The following is a 17,091-nucleotide window of genomic DNA, read 5'->3' on the forward strand; positions in this document are numbered from 1 at the left end:
GATTGAACATGTTTACAGGCATTATTGAAAGTCTAGGTAAAGTTGAAAGCATTCAAAACGTGGGTGGCGATGTCCGCTTGCGTATCCAGACAGATTTAGACATGTCGGATGTGCATTTGGGGGATTCTATTGCCACCAATGGCATTTGCTTAACCGTGATTGACTTTGGTAGCAATTGGTATGCAGCTGATGTATCACGTGAAAGTTTAAATCGGACCACTTTGGAACACTGGAAAGCAGGGCAGGCAGTAAATGTGGAAAAAGCCATGTTGCCGACCACGCGTTTTGGTGGACATATTGTCAGTGGTCATGTCGATGCAGTGGGTGAAATCACTCAAGTTCGTTCAGATGCACGTTCAATTTATTTTGAAGTGACCGCACCGAAAGAAATTGCACGCTATTTAGCAGAAAAAGGCTCTGTGACCGTGGATGGTATTAGCCTGACGATTAACCATTTACGTGGCAATGTGCTGAGCTTAAATTTAATTCCGCACACGGCTGAACGAACCAATATCGGTACGTGGAAAGCTGGGGCTAAAGTGAACTTGGAAGTGGATGTTTTAGCACGTTATATTGAGCGTTTATTGCTCGGAGATAAAGCCGCTGAGACCACGGCGCAATCTAAAATTAGCTTAGATTTTCTCGCTGAAAATGGCTTCTTGAAATAAGTTGATACCGAAGAAAACCAAACAGTCTGATTGAAAAATTAGACTGTTTTTTTATTTTTGGTGATAATGCGTCGCGGTATTTCAAATACGATGAATAATCAGACAGGTGATAATGATTGATTTCTTACTGAATCTGGAACAGTGGTTACCCATGTTATTGGAAAATTATGGTGTGTGGATTTATGCCATTTTATTTCTGGTGATATTTTCAGAAACGGGTTCAGTATTTATGTTCTTCCTGCCAGGAGACAGCCTGTTGCTTGCCATCGGCGCATTATGCTCAACAACGGAAGTGGTGCATTTACACACCATGGGGCTGATGTTATTTGTCGCATCGGTCTTGGGCTACTGCGTCAATTACTATACGGGCAGCGTGTTAGGTATTAAGTACTTTAATAAGCACACACGTTACTTTAAGCCCGAATATATGGTCAAAACCAATAAATATTTTATGAAGCATGGCGGTAAAACGATTTTAGTCGCACGCTTTGTACCCTTTGTGCGTTCTTTTGCGCCTTTTGCCGCTGGGTCTGCGCGCATGAGCCTCGGTACATTTATGTTTTATAACGTGCTGGGTGGTTTCATCTGGATTGGATTACTACTCGGTATCGGTTATTTCCTAGGACATACTGTTTCTGCAGTTGCAGATTTGGTCTAAGCCAAACTTAGACATAAAAAAAGCCCACTGTTGTGGGCTTTTTTTTATGGAGTCGATGACGATTTAGTGTTTTGTAACGGTCACCACATCAAGGGTTTGAAAAAGCGAGCTGCGGGGCAGGTGCTGAATGCTAAAACCGCCTTTTTCTGATTCTCGGCTGAGATAAACCGAAATACTGTGAAAGTCTGAATGACTCAGCCAAAGATCTTTGGCACGAATGTCCCATTGTTCTCCAGCAGATAGAGAGGATATTTTCTGGGTAATCTGGTGAATGATGTCCATATTGAATTCCCATCTGGATGCATGATTATATCTTTAGGATGCCTGAAGCATTGTGTTTTGAGGGACAATGCTTCAGCCATATGAACATCATGTTGCAAATACATGTCAGTTTAATGACAGTGACCAGACTTCGATCGACAGCTTACGATGCTTGGGACGATGTAGATTCTGTCGAAAAATTGGAGTTTTCTAAGATATAGTCAATTTCTTCTTGTGCAGCAGCTTTCAATTTTGCACGGAAATCACTGACGGCTATTTCGATTTGCGTTTCTGCCTCAAGTTCCAAACGCACGCGTACACTTTCAAGTTCTGACAACATTTGTCCTTCGCTAACCGATAAGCTTTGGCTTAATCCCGCTAAACCCGTTTCAGGGTTTTTATGATAGCGAGCGGCATAGTGTTGTACTTCACGATCAAGATTATGCTGCATCATGGTGAGCGCTTGCGTTTGTGCAGCAAAGCGTAACTCTTCGTCACGTTTCAGTTGTTCTGCATAGGCTTGTTCAGCTTCACGTTTTTCTTCTAAGGCTTTTTCTAAAGCCAATTGTTTACGAATGCGAGCATCTTCAATCAGCTGTGCTTTCAAATCTGCATAGGCAGACTCAATTTTGTCAAAAGACATTTGCTGTTGCTGTTGGTCATTGACCAGCCAGTGTTGAATGTCTGTACTGGGATTGAGTACATCGCAAACGCGACCAAGGTCATCAATAAAGGTCTGACGAATAGCTTCAGGTACTTTTAACCAGCGCTGTTTAAAGTCTGGACCGACATTCAATGCCATGGTGCATCTCCTTGCAAATAGGGTAAAACCAATATCACGTTAAAGTTTATGGGTCTGTGGTTGAACGCCCAAACGTCGATATTGTTTATATTTTTCACGCCCGATAATTTTAGCGGGTTCGTTATTTTCAATAATTTCGATAATGTGACTAAAACTTGCGAACTGTTCAAGTGCTTGATCGTTAAAATTAAACACAATCCAGTCGGCTTGCTCAGGCAATTGGGCAGAAATACAGACCGTTGCCTCGGCTTGATCGATACCATGGGGAATGAAACCTGTGTGATCGAAACTCCACAGGCGTTCATCAAGTTGTTGCTGTAAGTCTGGGTCAGCACAATGTAGCCAAATACGTACAGGCTGACGCAGAATCTTACGGCATAAACGACAAGTGCTTTCGACTTGTCGTTCAGGACTTTTTTCAAATAAATAAAAGCTAACTTTAGCCATTCGATTGAGCACGATTCGCTAAGAATTGCATTAATAATGGTACAGGACGACCTGTTGCGCCTTTATTTGCACCAGAGTTCCATGCAGTCCCAGCAATGTCTAAATGCGCCCAACGGTATTCACGCGTAAAGCGTTGAAGGAAACATGCAGCGGTCACAGAGCCTGCTTTTGGACCACCAATGTTGGCAATATCTGCAAATGGAGAATCAAGTTGTTCTTGATAATCTTCAATCACGGGCATGCGCCATACGCGGTCAAAGCTATGTTGACCCGCAGCAGTCAATTCAGCCGCAAGTTCATCATCAGGGGTGAACATACCGGTAAGGACTGAACCTAATGCCACAACACATGCACCAGTGAGGGTTGCAATATCAATCACCAGTGCAGGGTTAAAGCGTTTTACATAGGTCAAGGTATCGCACAGCACCAAACGACCTTCGGCATCGGTATTTAAAATTTCAACGGTTTGACCGCTCATGGTAGTTACGATGTCACCCGGGCGAGTGGCATGACCAGACGGCATGTTTTCTGCAGCAGCAATTGCGCCGACTACATGAATTGGTAATTTCGCTTCACACAGCGCACGGATGGTACCCAAAACTGATGCAGAACCGCACATGTCGAATTTCATTTCGTCCATGCCTGCACCCGGTTTAAGTGAGATACCACCCGTATCAAAAGTCACGCCTTTACCAACAAGCACCACAGGTGCTTCTTCACGATTTGAAAGGTATTCGATGGTAATAATACGGCCTGGACGGTCAGAACCTTTGCTCACAGCAAGGAAAGCACCCATACCGAGATCAGCCATTTGCTGTTCATCGAGTACAGTCACTTTGAGTTGATCCGGAAATTCAGCTGCAAGTGCTTGAGCTTGTTCGGCCAAATATTCAGGGAAGCAGATATTGCCCGGACGGTTACCTAAGTCACGAGTAAAACTTTGACCTGATTGCACTGCAGAAATTAATTCAAGCTGTGCAGTGGTTAATGGACTTTCAGCAGCGATTAAATGGATCTGCTCCAAAACAAATTCATTTTTTTTAGACTTGTATTCATCAAATGCATAAGCCGCTTGGGTCAGGCTAAGTGCAAATAAATAATGTTGTTCTTGTGGTAGAGCAGAGATATCGACACTGATCTGTTTGAATTTTTTTTGTGACGCTTTAATAATGGTTTGTGCAATTTTTGCAAATTTATTGACCTGTAATTCAGCAACTTTGCCGAGGCCTAAAAGAGCGCTATTGCGACAAGCGGCAATGTTCGCCACCAAAGGCAGGCTTTCATTGAGTGCTGCTTTAAATTGAGTTGCTTCAATTAAATTATCTAAATCATTGATTTGATATGAAGTAGCTGCATTTGTAACGTGCTCAGAATCTACTAATATCAACAAATATTGGCTGGACGCATTCGCTTGGAATGACGTATTAATAGAAAGTTTCATGTGCGGTATTTATACCTTTTTAAATTTATAAACCATTAAACCATTGAAACATTTATATGAATAGAGTTTCAATGAGCAACAAGGGTATAGGTTTTATATTTTCTACATTCGGGTAAACTAACGCTAGTTTTTATTGGCCCTATTTTTGGAAGAATTAATTTGATTATTCGGCGTTATCTGGTCAAGCAAGTGGTGTCGACATCACTGGTTGTGATTGCCTTATTGACCTTGATCATGATGGGTGGTCGTTTGATCAAGTACTTTGGTGTGGCGGCTCAGGGCCGTTTAGATGCAAGTATTTTATTTAGCATCATTGGCTACCGTTTGCCTGAATTTTTAACCTTAATTCTTCCGCTCGGTTTCTTTATTGGTCTGATGTTGGTCTTTGGTCGTCTGTATGTCGATCATGAAATGGCTGTGCTCAATGGTAGTGGTGTCAGTCGTAATCAATTGTCACGTTTATTGGTGCCGATGACCGTGGTCTTTATGGCTGTTCAAGCATTTTTGATGCTGTGGGCGTCACCTTGGGGCATCCGTCAGTTTGAAGCATTAACGACTTCACAAGCTGTACGAACTGGCTTTGATTTGGTTCGACCGAAAGAGTTTATTTCCTCTGGGCCCTATACCATTTATGCAGGGGACTTGTCAGAAGACCGTAAAAACTTAAAAGATATTTTCTTCTATCAGCGTGCAGAAAAAGAGGGCAAGCCTGATGTCATTATTTTGGCAAAAGAAGCGACCCGCGTCGAAGTGCCCGATGACAATGCCAATGTGGTTGATTTAGTTGAAGGCCGCCGTTACGAAATCTATCCGGGGCAACCGCGTTATTCTCAAGCTGAATTCCAAAGTTATCGTTTACGTTTAGAAAATGATAAAGAAGCAAAATTTGAAAGTACCGAAGTAGAAGCTTTACCAACCTCGAAGTTATGGGATAACCGTCATGATCCTGTGGTTGCCAGTGAACTTGGTTGGCGAATCTTTGTGCCGTTCGCTATTTTGGTGGCGTTATTGCTTGCCACTGCTTTGTCTGAGGTAAGTCCTCGTCAAGGGCGTTACCTAAAACTGTTCCCAGCCTTACTTATTTTTGCCAGTTTAATCGTGGCTTTAATGGCGATCAAAACGCGGATCAGTAAAGAAGAAATGGGCATCTGGGCTTATCCACTTGTTTTGGTAATTTACGGCATTGCAGCGGCATTGTTCTCGCGTAAACAAAAATTAGCGCCCAAAATTAAGAAACAAATTCAGCGAGTGAGGTCTTAAAATGTTGGCACGTCGTATAGTTGCAAAACATGTGACCAAAACTACTGCTTTAGCCATGCTTGGTGCGACCGCGGTATTGGCTGGCTTACAAGTGCTTTTTACTTATTTAGGTGAATTGGGCTCGCTGAAAGAAGGCTATAACGCATGGAATGCTTTGCAGTATGTGTTATGGAGTTCACCGAATTATTTATATGAAATTTTGCCGATTTCAGCCTTGATTGGTGCAGTACTGGGTTTAGGGACTCTAGCTTCAAACAGTGAATTGATTGTGATGCGTTCGGTCGGCATCAGCCTATGGCGGATTGTGGGCTGGGTGATTCGTTCGGCACTCATTTTGGTGGTTTTATCCTTTGCATTAAGCGAATGGGTCATTCCCTATACCAATGAACAAGCCAAAAGCGTCAGAAGTCACCGCACTGCGGCTGAACTGGGCGAAGTCAAAGGCTATTGGTCACGTGAAGGCCAGCGCTTTATTTATATTGACTATGCCAATTCACAAGGTCAAATTAAAGATGTTCAGGTTGTTGATTTTGATGAAAAATATCGTTTGCGAGGCACTTTGGATGCGGAGCAAGGGAATTTTGTCAAAAATGGCTCTTGGTCGCTGCAAAATTCAACCCAAGTGGATCTATTAGCGACGGGTGATGCCGTGGCGAAGCAAAATGCTGAACAGCCGCTTTCATTGGCCTTGCAACCTAAATATGTGCATATGGTTACCATTGACCCTGAAGATTTATCACCGAGTCAATTGGTGAGCTTTATGAGCTATATGCATGAATATAGCCAAGTCCCGAAAACTTACCAATTGGCGTTTTGGCAAAAGTTTGGTTCGCCCTTTGCTTTAATTGCCTTGGTGGTAATTGCGTGTTCATTTATTTTTGGACCTTTACGTCAACAGTCGATGGGTTTCCGCTTGGTGATTGCCTTATTTGCTGGACTGGGTTTTTACTACTTACAAGATTTCTTAGGTTATGCAAGTTTGGTGTACGCGCCATCGCCTGCATGGTTCGTCTTTATACCAATTATTTTGATGTTTGTAGCGGGTGGCTACCTGCTGCACCGCGCACGTTAAGTGCATGCAAGATTGAGTAAAACAATGTTGATGACCTAGATAAACCATGGTTGTCACATAGAGTCTTCACCGAAAATTCGGTAAGATAGTATGATTAATTTATAAACGAAAGAGTGTTCATTATGACGGATGCAACTGCTGGCAAAATCCCACACGTATTAGTAATTATGGATGGTGTGGGTCATCGCGAAGCGGTCGAGGACAATGCCTTTTTAGCAGCAAAACGACCAAACTTGACTGCAATGCAGGAAAAGCATCCGCATGGATTGATTTCAGGCTCTGGCGAAGACGTTGGTTTACCTGATGGTCAAATGGGTAACTCTGAAGTGGGCCACATGAACCTTGGTGCAGGACGTGTGCTGTATCAAGACTTTACTCGTATTACCAAAGATATTCGTACCGGTGCCTTCTTTGAACATGATGTATTAGTCGATGCGGTTGAAAAAGCCAAAGCTGCAAACCGTGCTGTACATATTATGGGCTTGTTGTCTGAAGGTGGTGTGCATTCACATGAAGATCACATTGTGGCGATGGCTGAATTGGCATTAAAACGTGGTGCAAAAGTGTATCTTCATGCATTCCTTGATGGTCGTGATACACCGCCAAAAAGCGCACAACCTTCGCTTGAAAAATTAGATGCGCTGTTTGCTCAGTATCCGGGTCAAGGTCGTATTGCAACCATGATTGGTCGCTACTTTGCAATGGATCGTGACAACCGTTGGGATCGTGTTGAGCAAGCCTATCGTCTTTTAACTGAAGGTGAAGCTGTGCGTACAGCAGCGACTGCTGTTGAAGGTCTAGAGCAGGCTTATGCTGCTGAAGAATCAGATGAATTTGTGAAAGCGACGCGTATTGGTGATTTAGCACCGATCCAAGATGGTGATAGCGTTGTCTTCATGAACTTCCGTGCTGACCGTGCGCGTGAAATTACCAAAGCTTTTGTGGAAAAAGATTTTGCAGGTTTTGAACGTAAAGTGGTTCCAGCTTTATCAAAATTTGTCATGTTGACACGTTACCAAGCAACAATTGATGCACCTGTGGCTTATATGCCAGAAGCGTTGCATAACTCGATTGGTGAATACCTGTCTAATTTGGGTAAAACACAACTGCGTATTGCTGAAACTGAAAAATATGCACACGTTACTTTCTTCTTCAGTGGTGGTCGTGAAGATGAATATCCGGGTGAAAAACGTATTTTAATTCCATCACCAAACGTTGCGACTTATGACTTAAAACCAGAAATGAGTGCTTATGAAGTCACTGATGAGTTGGTTGCCGCAATTAACTCAGGTGAGTACGACTTACTCGTGGTGAACTATGCCAATGGTGATATGGTTGGTCATACTGGTGTGTTTGATGCAGCAGTCAAAGCAGTTGAGGCCGTAGACACGTGCTTAGGTCGTGTATATGAAGCTGTGATGGCAAATAAAGGTCACATGTTAGTGACCGCCGATCATGGTAACGTAGAGCAAATGCAAGATTACCAAAGTGGTCAGGTGCATACTCAACATACCACTGAACTTGTGCCGTTTATCTATGTTGGCCCGACCAATGCAACAATTGCAGAAGGTGGTGTTTTGGCTGACGTAGCACCGACACTTTTAACGCTTATGCACATTCCTGTACCAACAGAAATGCAAGGTCGTAACTTGATTACTCTTGAAGCTTAAAATGTAAGGAAGCATGAATGACTAAAGCACACTGGACGTCAGTTGTAAGCCTTACAGCCTTGCTGCTGTGTTCTAGTCATTCGACATGGGGAGCCGACAAAGCAAAGTCGGCTTTCGATGAATTTGATGGCAGCTATGAACAAAGTTATGCCGAAGTACCTGTCGAATCGATCCAACAATTTGTTCAGATCTATGGCATTGTCAAAGAAAATTATGTCGTTGAAAAAAATGACGATGCATTATTCCAACAAGCCATCAAAGGCATGGTCAGTGGTTTAGACCGTTATTCACGATATCTTTCACCTGAAGACTATAAGCAGCTTTTGCAATACACCGAAGGGGATATTGCGAGTGTCGATTTCAATTTGCGCTTTGATGTAGGTTTACAGCAATGGGTCATCACCAATTTAAAGCCTGATGCCGATTCAGCGAAGCTAGGTCTGAAAAATGGCGCAGCGGTGTTTAAAATTGATGATCAAGAACTCAAAAAACTCAATCAAGATCAAGTGCGACACCTGCTTACCGGCAGTATCGGCTCGACGCTGAATCTACAGTTGATAACTGCAAGTCAACCGATCAATTTGGTCAGAAACACTAAAGTTGAAACAGATATAGAATCTAAATTATTAAATAATCAGGTTTTAGTTTTACACGTTAAAGTTTTTCAACAAGATACAGCCAATGAAATAAAGCGTTTGATTGAAAGTCATGGTTCGCGTGTCAAAGCGGTATTGTTTGATTTAAGAAATAACCCTGGGGGGTTACTGTCCGCAGCAGTAGAGTCTGCCGATTTATTTTTGAATCAGGGCATTATTGTGTCGACTCGAAGTCGATCTGAGGGTGACCAACAATTTCAGGCTTTACCAAGTTTTGAATTTCAAAATATGAAAGTCGGCATCTTAATCAACAATCGTTCTGCTTCTGCCGCAGAGGTCTTTACCGCAGCATTAAAAGAGCATAAACGTGCATGGGTAGCGGGTGAGAAAAGTTATGGTAAAGGTGTGGTTCAAAAACTATTTCCATTGAGTAATGGTGCGGCTTTACAAATGACTGTGTCGCAATATCTGACACCGAATGGCAAAATGATTGAAGGAATTGGGGTGCAGCCAGACTATAACTATCCGCTGCAACATGATGCACGTGAAGATCACTATGTCGATCATGTTGCAGAGTTATTGCTGAATCAAAAATAAACAGCAATACGCTGGAAAGCTTTTACTCTTCGTCTTCGGTATCTAAACCGAATTTTTTCAAACGATAGCGCAATGAGCGGAATGACATACCTAATTTTTTTGCGGCAAGGGTTCGGTTCCAATGGGTGAGATTCAACGCATTCATGAGCACTTCTTTTTCGATATTTTCTAAAAAGAGTTCTAAACCTTCTTCAGGTAGTTTACGAGGAACCACACTCTGTTCGTTGCTGTTTGCAGCAAGCTGAGCAGAATCATTCGTTGTTGGAGCGGAATTGAACTGAGCACTCGGTTGTCTTAATGGCGCACTTTGCAGATGTTGAAGATCAATTTGCTCATCATCGCAGAGGGTCATGGCACGTTCGATAATATTGCGGAGTTCACGGACATTACCCGGATAATATTGGTTGAGTAGGAAGTTTTTCGCTCGTTCAGTCAGAGGCTTAGTGGCAATTTCCCATTCATGGCTAATTTTTTGAATAAAATGTTGTGCCAATAAGAGGATGTCGTCGCCACGTTCACGTAAGGCAGGCAACACTAAATCCATCACATGGATACGGAAGAATAAATCTTGGCGGAATCTACCTTGTTGGACGAGAGCTTCTAAGTCCTGATGACTGGCACTGATCACACGGAAATCAACATCAATTTCACAGTCTGAACCTACGGGGCGAATACGTTTTTCCTGTACCGCACGTAGCAGTTTAACTTGCATGGCTAAAGGTAATTCGGCAATTTCATCCAGAAATAAGCTACCACCATGTGCAGATTGAATCAGACCTTGTTTGTCTTGGGTGGCACCACTAAAGCTGCCTTTTTTATGGCCAAAAAGTTCACTCTCCATTAACTCTGTGGGAATTGCCCCACAGTTAATAGCAATAAAGGGCCCTTCATTACGGTTGCTTAAACGGTGAACCAGATTGGCCACGACCTCTTTACCGGTACCAGATTCACCCGTAATAAAAACAGGTGCTTGTGAACGCGCAATTTTCTTTAGAGTTCGACGCAATTGCTGGATTGGGAGTGATTCACCAATCAACATTTTATGTTCTAAAGCATCTTGCGAAGTAATGTCTTCGGCCAAAGGCTTATTCAGGGCTTTTTGTAGCAGTTGTTCAAGATGTTTTGGATTGATCGGTTTGCTGACAAAATCGAAAGCTCCCGCCTTTAATGCGGCAATGGCAATGTCCATGTTGCCATAGGCTGTTAGCACAGCAACGGGTAGGGCAGGACAGTGTTCATTCATCCAATCTAAGAGCTGTAGACCATTACCATCCGGTAAGTTGAGATCGGTTAGGCAGGCATCGTAGCTATAGGTAGACAAGGCTTTTTTAGCTTCGTCGAGGCGATGTGCAACATGCGTTTTAACCCCCATCCTTGATAAAGACATTTGCATTAGCATACATAAGTCTTCTTCGTCATCAACTAATAATACCAGTGGTTGTGAATCCACAGTTTCCCCCTAAAAACAATTAAATAACAGCTTGTAAGCACTCAATCCTAAAGCAAGCTCCCTGTTTTTGTTCTACATAGGAAAGCTGTGCTTGATTCGCTTCACAGAAGCTATGAGCAAGATATAATCCTAAACCAGTTCCAGTGATTTCGGTACTAAAAAATGGCTGAAATAACTGTGCGCGGTTTTGTAAAGCAACCCCATGACCGAAATCTCGGACATCGATCTGGACTTTTTTCTGATCCGTACGCGCCACCACTTCGATATACGACATGTCCGGATTGTTATGGCGAATCGCATTACGAATTAGGTTGATTAAAATTTGTCTGAACTGTGCCTCATCAAAATCGATCAAAGTTTTGGCTTGTACATTGAGCCGAATGTTCTGTTGAATATCTGCCAGATCTTCTTGCAGGAACAACGGTAAAAATTTTTCTAGATTCAGACGAGTCGGATGGGTTTCCTTATTGCGCACCATATTTAGGGTGTCTTGAATAATTCGGTCAATCCGCACTGCTTGACGTGAAATCATATGATTCAACATGTGCTGTTGTTCGGTATCACTTTGCGGATACAAATCATTGGCATGCACAATTGCCGCTAAAGGATTGCGAATTTCGTGGGCAATACTGGCGGAGAGTTGACCTAAAGCGGCTAATTTTAGTTGTTGCACTTGCTGATTGAGTTTTTGTGCATCTTGTAAAATCAGCAAGGTCAACATTTGATGCGGCACAACGAGTTTTTGTACCAGTACCTGAATATGGTATTGGCTTTGCTGGGATTCAAATTGGAATTTTTCCCCGCTTTTTAAATCTTCAAACTTGAGTAATTCAAATAAGTCGGGCTGCGTGGTATACAGTGGATATTGATCATGATGATAAGAATTTGGCATGCCGAGTAAATGGCAAGCAGCAGGATTACTCAGCACCACATGACAGTTTTCATCTAACACCAAATAGCCCGTATCAATCTGTTCTAAAATATAGCGGTTAATGTTTTGTAGCCGATGGAGCTCTAAGGATTGCGAAAAATTCAGATTTTCTAATAACTGGAAACGTTTCACGGCAATTTGCGCACTGCCATACACTACACAAAATAAAAAAGCCAAAATCGCACTGTTGGTTAAATTTTTAAGTGAGGTAAATTCAAGAATTGAACCTAAAAACAGTTGATATACCACACAGATCACAGCGATGAGGGTGATGACCAAGGCTTTTTGGGCATCTAATAACAGGGATGCTGCAAAAATCGTAATCACAAACAGTAAACTCAAATGTAAATTGGGTCCATCGATGGCTAAGGTCAGTAAGCTCAGCGAAATGACATCTACAATGAATAACAGCAGTAACTGGTTTGGAATACGGACTTTGAAGCGTCCAAGTGACATGAATTGAATGCTGGTAAACAGCAAATAAATCGTCAATACATATAGGTATAAACGTGGGTATTCATAATCTGAAGTGAATTGAGTGTAGGTCAGTAAAAAGACCAGTAACAGACAGGCACTGATGATAAAGCGATAAGCACTGTACCAAAGACCCAAATGATACTGGTTCAATTCACTATGAATTGAACGCTGTGTCATAAGTAACAGGATGTACGTTGTGTTAAGGTTTGATTAACCCGTAGCGAATCGCCAAGTGAGTTAGTTTGACATCACTATCAATATTCAGTTTTTCAAAAATGCGGTAACGGTAGGTATTCACTGTTTTAACACTAACGAATAATTTATCAGAAATTTCTTGTGCGCTAATACAATTGACCACCATCATGGCAACTTGCATTTCACGCTCAGACAGGGCGTCAAAAGGTGATTGTTGTGTATCAGACAAATATGAGCTAGCCAGTTGTTCCGCAATGTCTGCACTGAAATATTTGCCACCTTGCATCACTTTATTAATCGCACGGACCATTTCAGTAACTGGTGCACCTTTGGTGATATAGCCTTTGGCACCTGCTTTTAACAATAAAGACGGGTAGGGTTCTTCAGCAAGTCCACTGACTGCGAGGACTTTTGTATCTGGCGCTGTTTGAAGTAGGCGACGTGTGGTTTCTACACCTCCGATCCCCGGCATATTGACATCTAATAGAACGACATTTGGATGGTGTTGGCGAACAAGTGTAATCGCATCTTCACCCGATTCGGCTTGTCCAATGACTTGGACATCTGCATGGTCTTCGAGCATACGGCAAATACCAGTACGGACTAATTCATGGTCATCTACCACCAAAACTGTGATCACCTACACTCTCCCTCAAATCAAAATCTGTTTTTTTTGTTACATAAAGCAAAATAAGCTTGCAATGAAACGACAAAATTAGCAATCCTATTCTTATATGAAATGAAAAACTTCATACACAATGTGTGAGCAAAAAATGTTCGTAGTTGTGACCAATGTACGGCATATTGCTGGTCTTGCGCAAATGTTTAGTATCCTGAGTTGAGTGAGCAATGGTGAAAAAATTAAATAAATCCTTCATGCACGTTTTGGGCATGTCAATTTTATTCAGTATGAGCAGTTTCAGTTCTGCTGAAATTGTGATGAATAGTGCTGCAAATCAGCAGTCAAATATTAGCTGGTCATCTGAAGATGCAAACCAGTTACTCAACGGTGACGTGTCTTATAGCGCTGAAGAGCCATCTCCTCAAGGGTCAACTAAAGTGACTACTTCTGTACGTAGTACAGGCGGTGTGGTACAGACAGCACCATCGAAAACGGTCCGTATTATTGATACCAATCAATACGCAGGACAGCCCTCTGTAAATGCGCGTGCAGCACTGGTTATGGATGGTCAAACTGGTGAAGTGCTATATAGCAAAAATAGCAATACCGCTTTACCGATTGCATCAATTACCAAACTCATGACAGCAGTAGTGATTTCAGATGCCCGATTAAACATGTCTGAAAAGATTACCTTACAACAGTCTGATTTCTCATGTTCAGGCTGTAAAAGCTCAAGTTCAACGCTGCGTGCTGGCGACAGTATGAACCGCGCAGAAGCTTTGCTATTTGCTTTGATGAAATCTGAAAACCCAGCGGCTTCGGCATTAGCACGTACTTATCCAGGTGGTCGTTCTGCATTTATTTCAGCGATGAATGCGAAAGCACGCTCATTAGGGATGAACTCGACTCATTATATGGAATCGACTGGCTTGCACCCAGGCAATGTCGCTTCGGCACGTGACTTGGGGATTTTGGTGAATACCGCTTCGCAGTATGGTTTGATTCGTCAATTTTCAACCACACCAAGTTATGACTTTAATTTGGGCTACCGCGTGTTGAAATCAAACAATACTAATGCTTTAGTGCGTAATGGTGGTTGGAATATTAATATTTCAAAAACAGGATTTATTAATGAAGCAGGGCGCTGTGTTGTGATGCATACCACACTGAATAACCGTCCAGCGGTGGTGGTGTTATTGGGTGCGGATTCTTCAGTGGCACGAACCAATGATGCGACTCGTTTAATGAACTGGGCGAGCCAGTTACCAAAACGTATTTAACAAGATTTCAGATTTTTCATTCTTTCAGTATTTAGATTTACTCAACGTTTAAATGCTGAAGTGAATGCAAGATATAAAAAAAGCCCTGCAAGAGCAGGGCTTTTTTTTTATTCAGTCAGCATATAAATTACATATTTGACAGAATTGAATCACGAACTTGATCCATAGTTGCATCAATCGACAACATTACGGCATCTTGGCATTGCTTGATGGCAGTGTCAGGATCTTTTAAACCGTTACCTGTTACAGTACATACGATCACAGAACCTTCAGCAATTTTACCTGCTTTGATGTCACGAATCGCGCCACCGATAGAAGCTGCAGAAGCAGGTTCTACGAATACACCTTCGTACATAGATAGTAGACGCTGTGCTTCTAAGATTTCAGCATCTTGCAGTTCGTCAAACCAACCTTCTGAGTCGCGGACTACGGCTTTAGCATGGTTCCAGCTTTGTGGATTACCAATACGGATCGCAGTTGCTACAGTTTCAGGGTTTTCTACAGGTGCGCCGCGTAGGAATGGTGCCGCGCCAGCAGCTTGGTAACCCACCATTGTTGGTAGACCCGCAGGTTTTGGACCTGTGAATTGATCAGTTTCAGGATCATAAACTACTTGTACAAATTCTTCTTTAGGCTGATTCGCCACAGCTTCGGTATAACCCATCCAATGTGCTGTGATGTTACCCGCATTACCTACAGGTAAGCAGTGGTAATCTGGCGCACGACCTAATTCGTCAATGATTTCGTAAGCAATGGTTTTTTGACCTTGCAGACGGTATGGGTTGATTGAGTTTACAATCGTAACTGGTGCTTGATCTGCAACTTCTTTTACAAGACGCATACCGTCATCGAAGTTACCGTGAATTTGCATTGTTACCGCGCCATACATCATCGCTTGTGCCATTTTACCCATGGCAATTTTGCCTTCTGGGATGAGCACAAAGGCTTTAATGCCTGCACGTGCAGCATAAGCAGCCGCTGCAGCAGATGTATTACCTGTAGATGCACAGATAATTGCTTTAGAGCCTTCTTCAACTGCTTTTGTTACAGCCATGGTCATACCACGGTCTTTAAATGAACCAGTCGGGTTTAAGCCCTCGTACTTCACATAAATTTCAACATTTTTGCCAATAATGCGTGGAATATTCTCAAGCTTAATCAGTGGCGTATTACCTTCGCCCAAAGAAATTGCGCGAGTAGTTGCAGATACGGGTAAACGGTCGCGATAGCGGTCAACTAAACCAGTATAACGATTGGCATTAGACATGATGATGTTCCAATTGTGTGTAGAGCTTGGCGAGAGGAACTGAAATATTCCCCTCGACCCGATTAATTATCAAGCGATTCTAAACGAATTCGTACAATTTCGCCATGAATGACAGGCAATGCTTGAATTTGTTGAAGTGCTTCATCCATTTTAGATTCTTTGACTGGATCAGTCAGAATCACGATAGGAATAAGATCTTTTAAGCGCGGTTGTTGCATGATCGCATCGATGCTGATTCCCGCACGGCTTAAAATTGTAGTGACATCAGCAAGAACGCCAGTTTGATCTTCGGCATTAATACGGATGTAGTATCCTGTGGTCATTTCTTCACGCGGAAGAATCGGTAAATCAGTTAGTGCTTCAAAAGCAAGCTGTGGAATTGTACCTGCGCCATCTTCGGTATATGAGATGTCACGGACAATATCGACAACGTCGGCAACCACCGCTGATGCGGTCGGGCCTGCACCTGCACCTGCGCCATAGTAAAGCGTTGGACCAACGGCATTGGCTTGAACCAATACGGCATTTTTAACGCCATTTACATTGGCAATCAGCTGGTCTTCAGGGATCAGCGTTGGATGCACACGAAGTTCAATACCTGTTGCAGCACGACGTGCAATACCTAGATGCTTAATACGGAAGCCAAGGTCTTCAGCATATTTGACATCTTGCGCAGTCACTTTGCTGATGCCTTCAGTGAAGACTTTGTCAAACTGGAGTGGGATACCAAAAGCAATAGAAGCCAGCAATGTTAACTTGTGCGCTGCATCGATCCCTTCGACGTCGAAGGTTGGATCTGCTTCGGCATAACCGAGTTCTTGCGCTTCTTTGAGAACATCTGCAAAGGCACGACCTTTTTCACGCATTTCAGTCAGGATAAAGTTCCCTGTACCGTTAATAATACCAGCCAACCAGTCAATTTTATTGGCTGCCAAACCTTCACGGAGGACTTTAATAATTGGGATACCGCCTGCGACAGCTGCTTCATAAGCAATCTGAACGTGATGATCATCTGCCAATTTAAATAATTCATTGCCGTGTTCAGCCAATAAAGCTTTGTTGGCTGTAACCACTTGTTTGCCATGAACGATTGCTTCACGAATCACTTCATACGCAGGGTGAATGCCGCCCATAACTTCAACCACAACGTCTACATCGGGTTGACGGACGATATCCAATAAATCAGCACTTTGCTTCACTGAAGCAGGCAGTTCTAAATCAGGACGAGGGCGACGCGTACCCACATGGGTAATTTCAATTTCACGACCGGTGCGACGTTTAATCTCAGCAGCATTTTCTTTTAGTAGTTTAAGGGCACCACCACCCACAGTACCAAGACCGAGGATTGCCAGACGAACTGGTTTCACGTCACACTCCATTTATTTCATCATTGCTTT

General features: G+C 42.8%; 16 protein-coding genes. 7 read left to right on the top strand and 9 right to left on the bottom strand.

Going from position 1 to position 17,091, the window contains the following annotated elements:
* Positions 1 to 8: 8 nt before the first annotated feature.
* Positions 9 to 668, top strand: coding sequence for a riboflavin synthase (locus FTT94_RS02535; RefSeq protein ID WP_078192598.1), 660 nt, complete (start codon positions 9 to 11; stop codon positions 666 to 668).
* Between the two features lie 112 nt (positions 669 to 780).
* Positions 781 to 1,326: a VTT domain-containing protein gene (locus FTT94_RS02540; protein WP_078189460.1), complete on the top strand. Its 546-nt coding sequence runs from the start codon at positions 781 to 783 to the stop codon at positions 1,324 to 1,326.
* Positions 1,327 to 1,389: 63 nt separating this feature from the next.
* On the opposite strand, the gene FTT94_RS02545 is transcribed toward FTT94_RS02540, so the two are convergent.
* The 4 genes from FTT94_RS02545 to FTT94_RS02560 all read right to left on the bottom strand — a co-directional run bounded on the left by FTT94_RS02545 (position 1,390) and on the right by FTT94_RS02560 (position 4,277).
* The gene (locus FTT94_RS02545; RefSeq protein ID WP_180055472.1) at positions 1,390 to 1,608 is read right to left on the bottom strand and encodes a hypothetical protein; all 219 of its coding nucleotides are present in this window, start codon (positions 1,606 to 1,608) and stop codon (positions 1,390 to 1,392) included.
* 142 nt (positions 1,609 to 1,750) lie between these two features.
* Positions 1,751 to 2,389: a hypothetical protein gene (locus FTT94_RS02550; protein ID WP_180170182.1), complete on the bottom strand. Its 639-nt coding sequence runs from the start codon at positions 2,387 to 2,389 to the stop codon at positions 1,751 to 1,753.
* Positions 2,390 to 2,428: 39 nt separating this feature from the next.
* Positions 2,429 to 2,836, bottom strand: coding sequence for a DNA polymerase III subunit chi (locus FTT94_RS02555; RefSeq protein ID WP_078189457.1), 408 nt, complete (start codon positions 2,834 to 2,836; stop codon positions 2,429 to 2,431).
* Positions 2,829 to 4,277, bottom strand: a complete 1,449-nt coding sequence (locus FTT94_RS02560) for a leucyl aminopeptidase (protein WP_180010689.1) — start codon at positions 4,275 to 4,277, stop codon at positions 2,829 to 2,831. Before FTT94_RS02560 ends, FTT94_RS02555 begins: the two co-directional genes overlap by 8 nt.
* A 159-nt stretch (positions 4,278 to 4,436) precedes the next feature.
* Between FTT94_RS02560 and lptF the strand changes: the two genes are divergently transcribed.
* From lptF to FTT94_RS02580, 4 genes are all read left to right on the top strand, one after another.
* Positions 4,437 to 5,537, top strand: coding sequence for an LPS export ABC transporter permease LptF (gene lptF / locus FTT94_RS02565; protein ID WP_180004700.1), 1,101 nt, complete (start codon positions 4,437 to 4,439; stop codon positions 5,535 to 5,537).
* A gap of 1 nt (position 5,538) precedes the next feature.
* Positions 5,539 to 6,609 carry an LPS export ABC transporter permease LptG gene (lptG, locus tag FTT94_RS02570; protein ID WP_180170183.1) on the top strand — a complete coding sequence of 357 codons (1,071 nt, stop codon included), beginning with the start codon at positions 5,539 to 5,541 and terminating at the stop codon, positions 6,607 to 6,609.
* 122 nt (positions 6,610 to 6,731) lie between these two features.
* Entirely contained in the window at positions 6,732 to 8,279 is a 1,548-nt protein-coding gene (gene gpmI / locus FTT94_RS02575) for a 2,3-bisphosphoglycerate-independent phosphoglycerate mutase (protein WP_180084517.1), read from the top strand.
* A 17-nt stretch (positions 8,280 to 8,296) separates the two neighbouring features.
* Entirely contained in the window at positions 8,297 to 9,472 is a 1,176-nt protein-coding gene (locus FTT94_RS02580; protein WP_180035951.1) for a S41 family peptidase, read from the top strand.
* A gap of 22 nt (positions 9,473 to 9,494) precedes the next feature.
* Here the strand turns inward: FTT94_RS02580 and FTT94_RS02585 are convergent, their stop codons facing one another.
* The 3 genes from FTT94_RS02585 to FTT94_RS02595 are packed head-to-tail and all read right to left on the bottom strand — an operon-like array spanning position 9,495 to position 13,165.
* Positions 9,495 to 10,922 carry a sigma-54 dependent transcriptional regulator gene (locus FTT94_RS02585; protein WP_180116056.1) on the bottom strand — a complete coding sequence of 476 codons (1,428 nt, stop codon included), beginning with the start codon at positions 10,920 to 10,922 and terminating at the stop codon, positions 9,495 to 9,497.
* A 19-nt stretch (positions 10,923 to 10,941) separates the two neighbouring features.
* A complete protein-coding gene (locus tag FTT94_RS02590) occupies positions 10,942 to 12,507 on the bottom strand; it encodes a PAS domain-containing sensor histidine kinase (protein WP_180110454.1) in 1,566 nt (521 codons plus the stop codon).
* Between the two features lie 22 nt (positions 12,508 to 12,529).
* Positions 12,530 to 13,165, bottom strand: coding sequence for a response regulator (locus FTT94_RS02595; protein ID WP_078189449.1), 636 nt, complete (start codon positions 13,163 to 13,165; stop codon positions 12,530 to 12,532).
* 212 nt (positions 13,166 to 13,377) lie between these two features.
* Here FTT94_RS02595 and FTT94_RS02600 point away from each other — a divergent pair, with 212 nt between their 5' ends.
* Positions 13,378 to 14,427, top strand: coding sequence for a serine hydrolase (locus FTT94_RS02600; protein ID WP_180004717.1), 1,050 nt, complete (start codon positions 13,378 to 13,380; stop codon positions 14,425 to 14,427).
* A 127-nt stretch (positions 14,428 to 14,554) separates the two neighbouring features.
* Here FTT94_RS02600 and thrC read toward each other — a convergent pair whose 3' ends face one another.
* Complete coding sequence (gene thrC, locus FTT94_RS02605) at positions 14,555 to 15,694, bottom strand: threonine synthase (RefSeq protein ID WP_180170184.1); 1,140 nt, start codon at positions 15,692 to 15,694, stop codon at positions 14,555 to 14,557.
* Positions 15,695 to 15,756: 62 nt separating this feature from the next.
* Positions 15,757 to 17,061 (bottom strand): homoserine dehydrogenase, encoded by a 1,305-nt coding sequence (locus tag FTT94_RS02610; RefSeq protein ID WP_078192857.1) that lies wholly within the window; start codon positions 17,059 to 17,061, stop codon positions 15,757 to 15,759.
* Between the last annotated feature and the right edge of the window lie 30 nt (positions 17,062 to 17,091).

Source organism: Acinetobacter sp. YH12027 (assembly GCF_013420085.1).
In the GTDB taxonomy this organism is placed as follows: domain Bacteria; phylum Pseudomonadota; class Gammaproteobacteria; order Pseudomonadales; family Moraxellaceae; genus Acinetobacter; species Acinetobacter amyesii.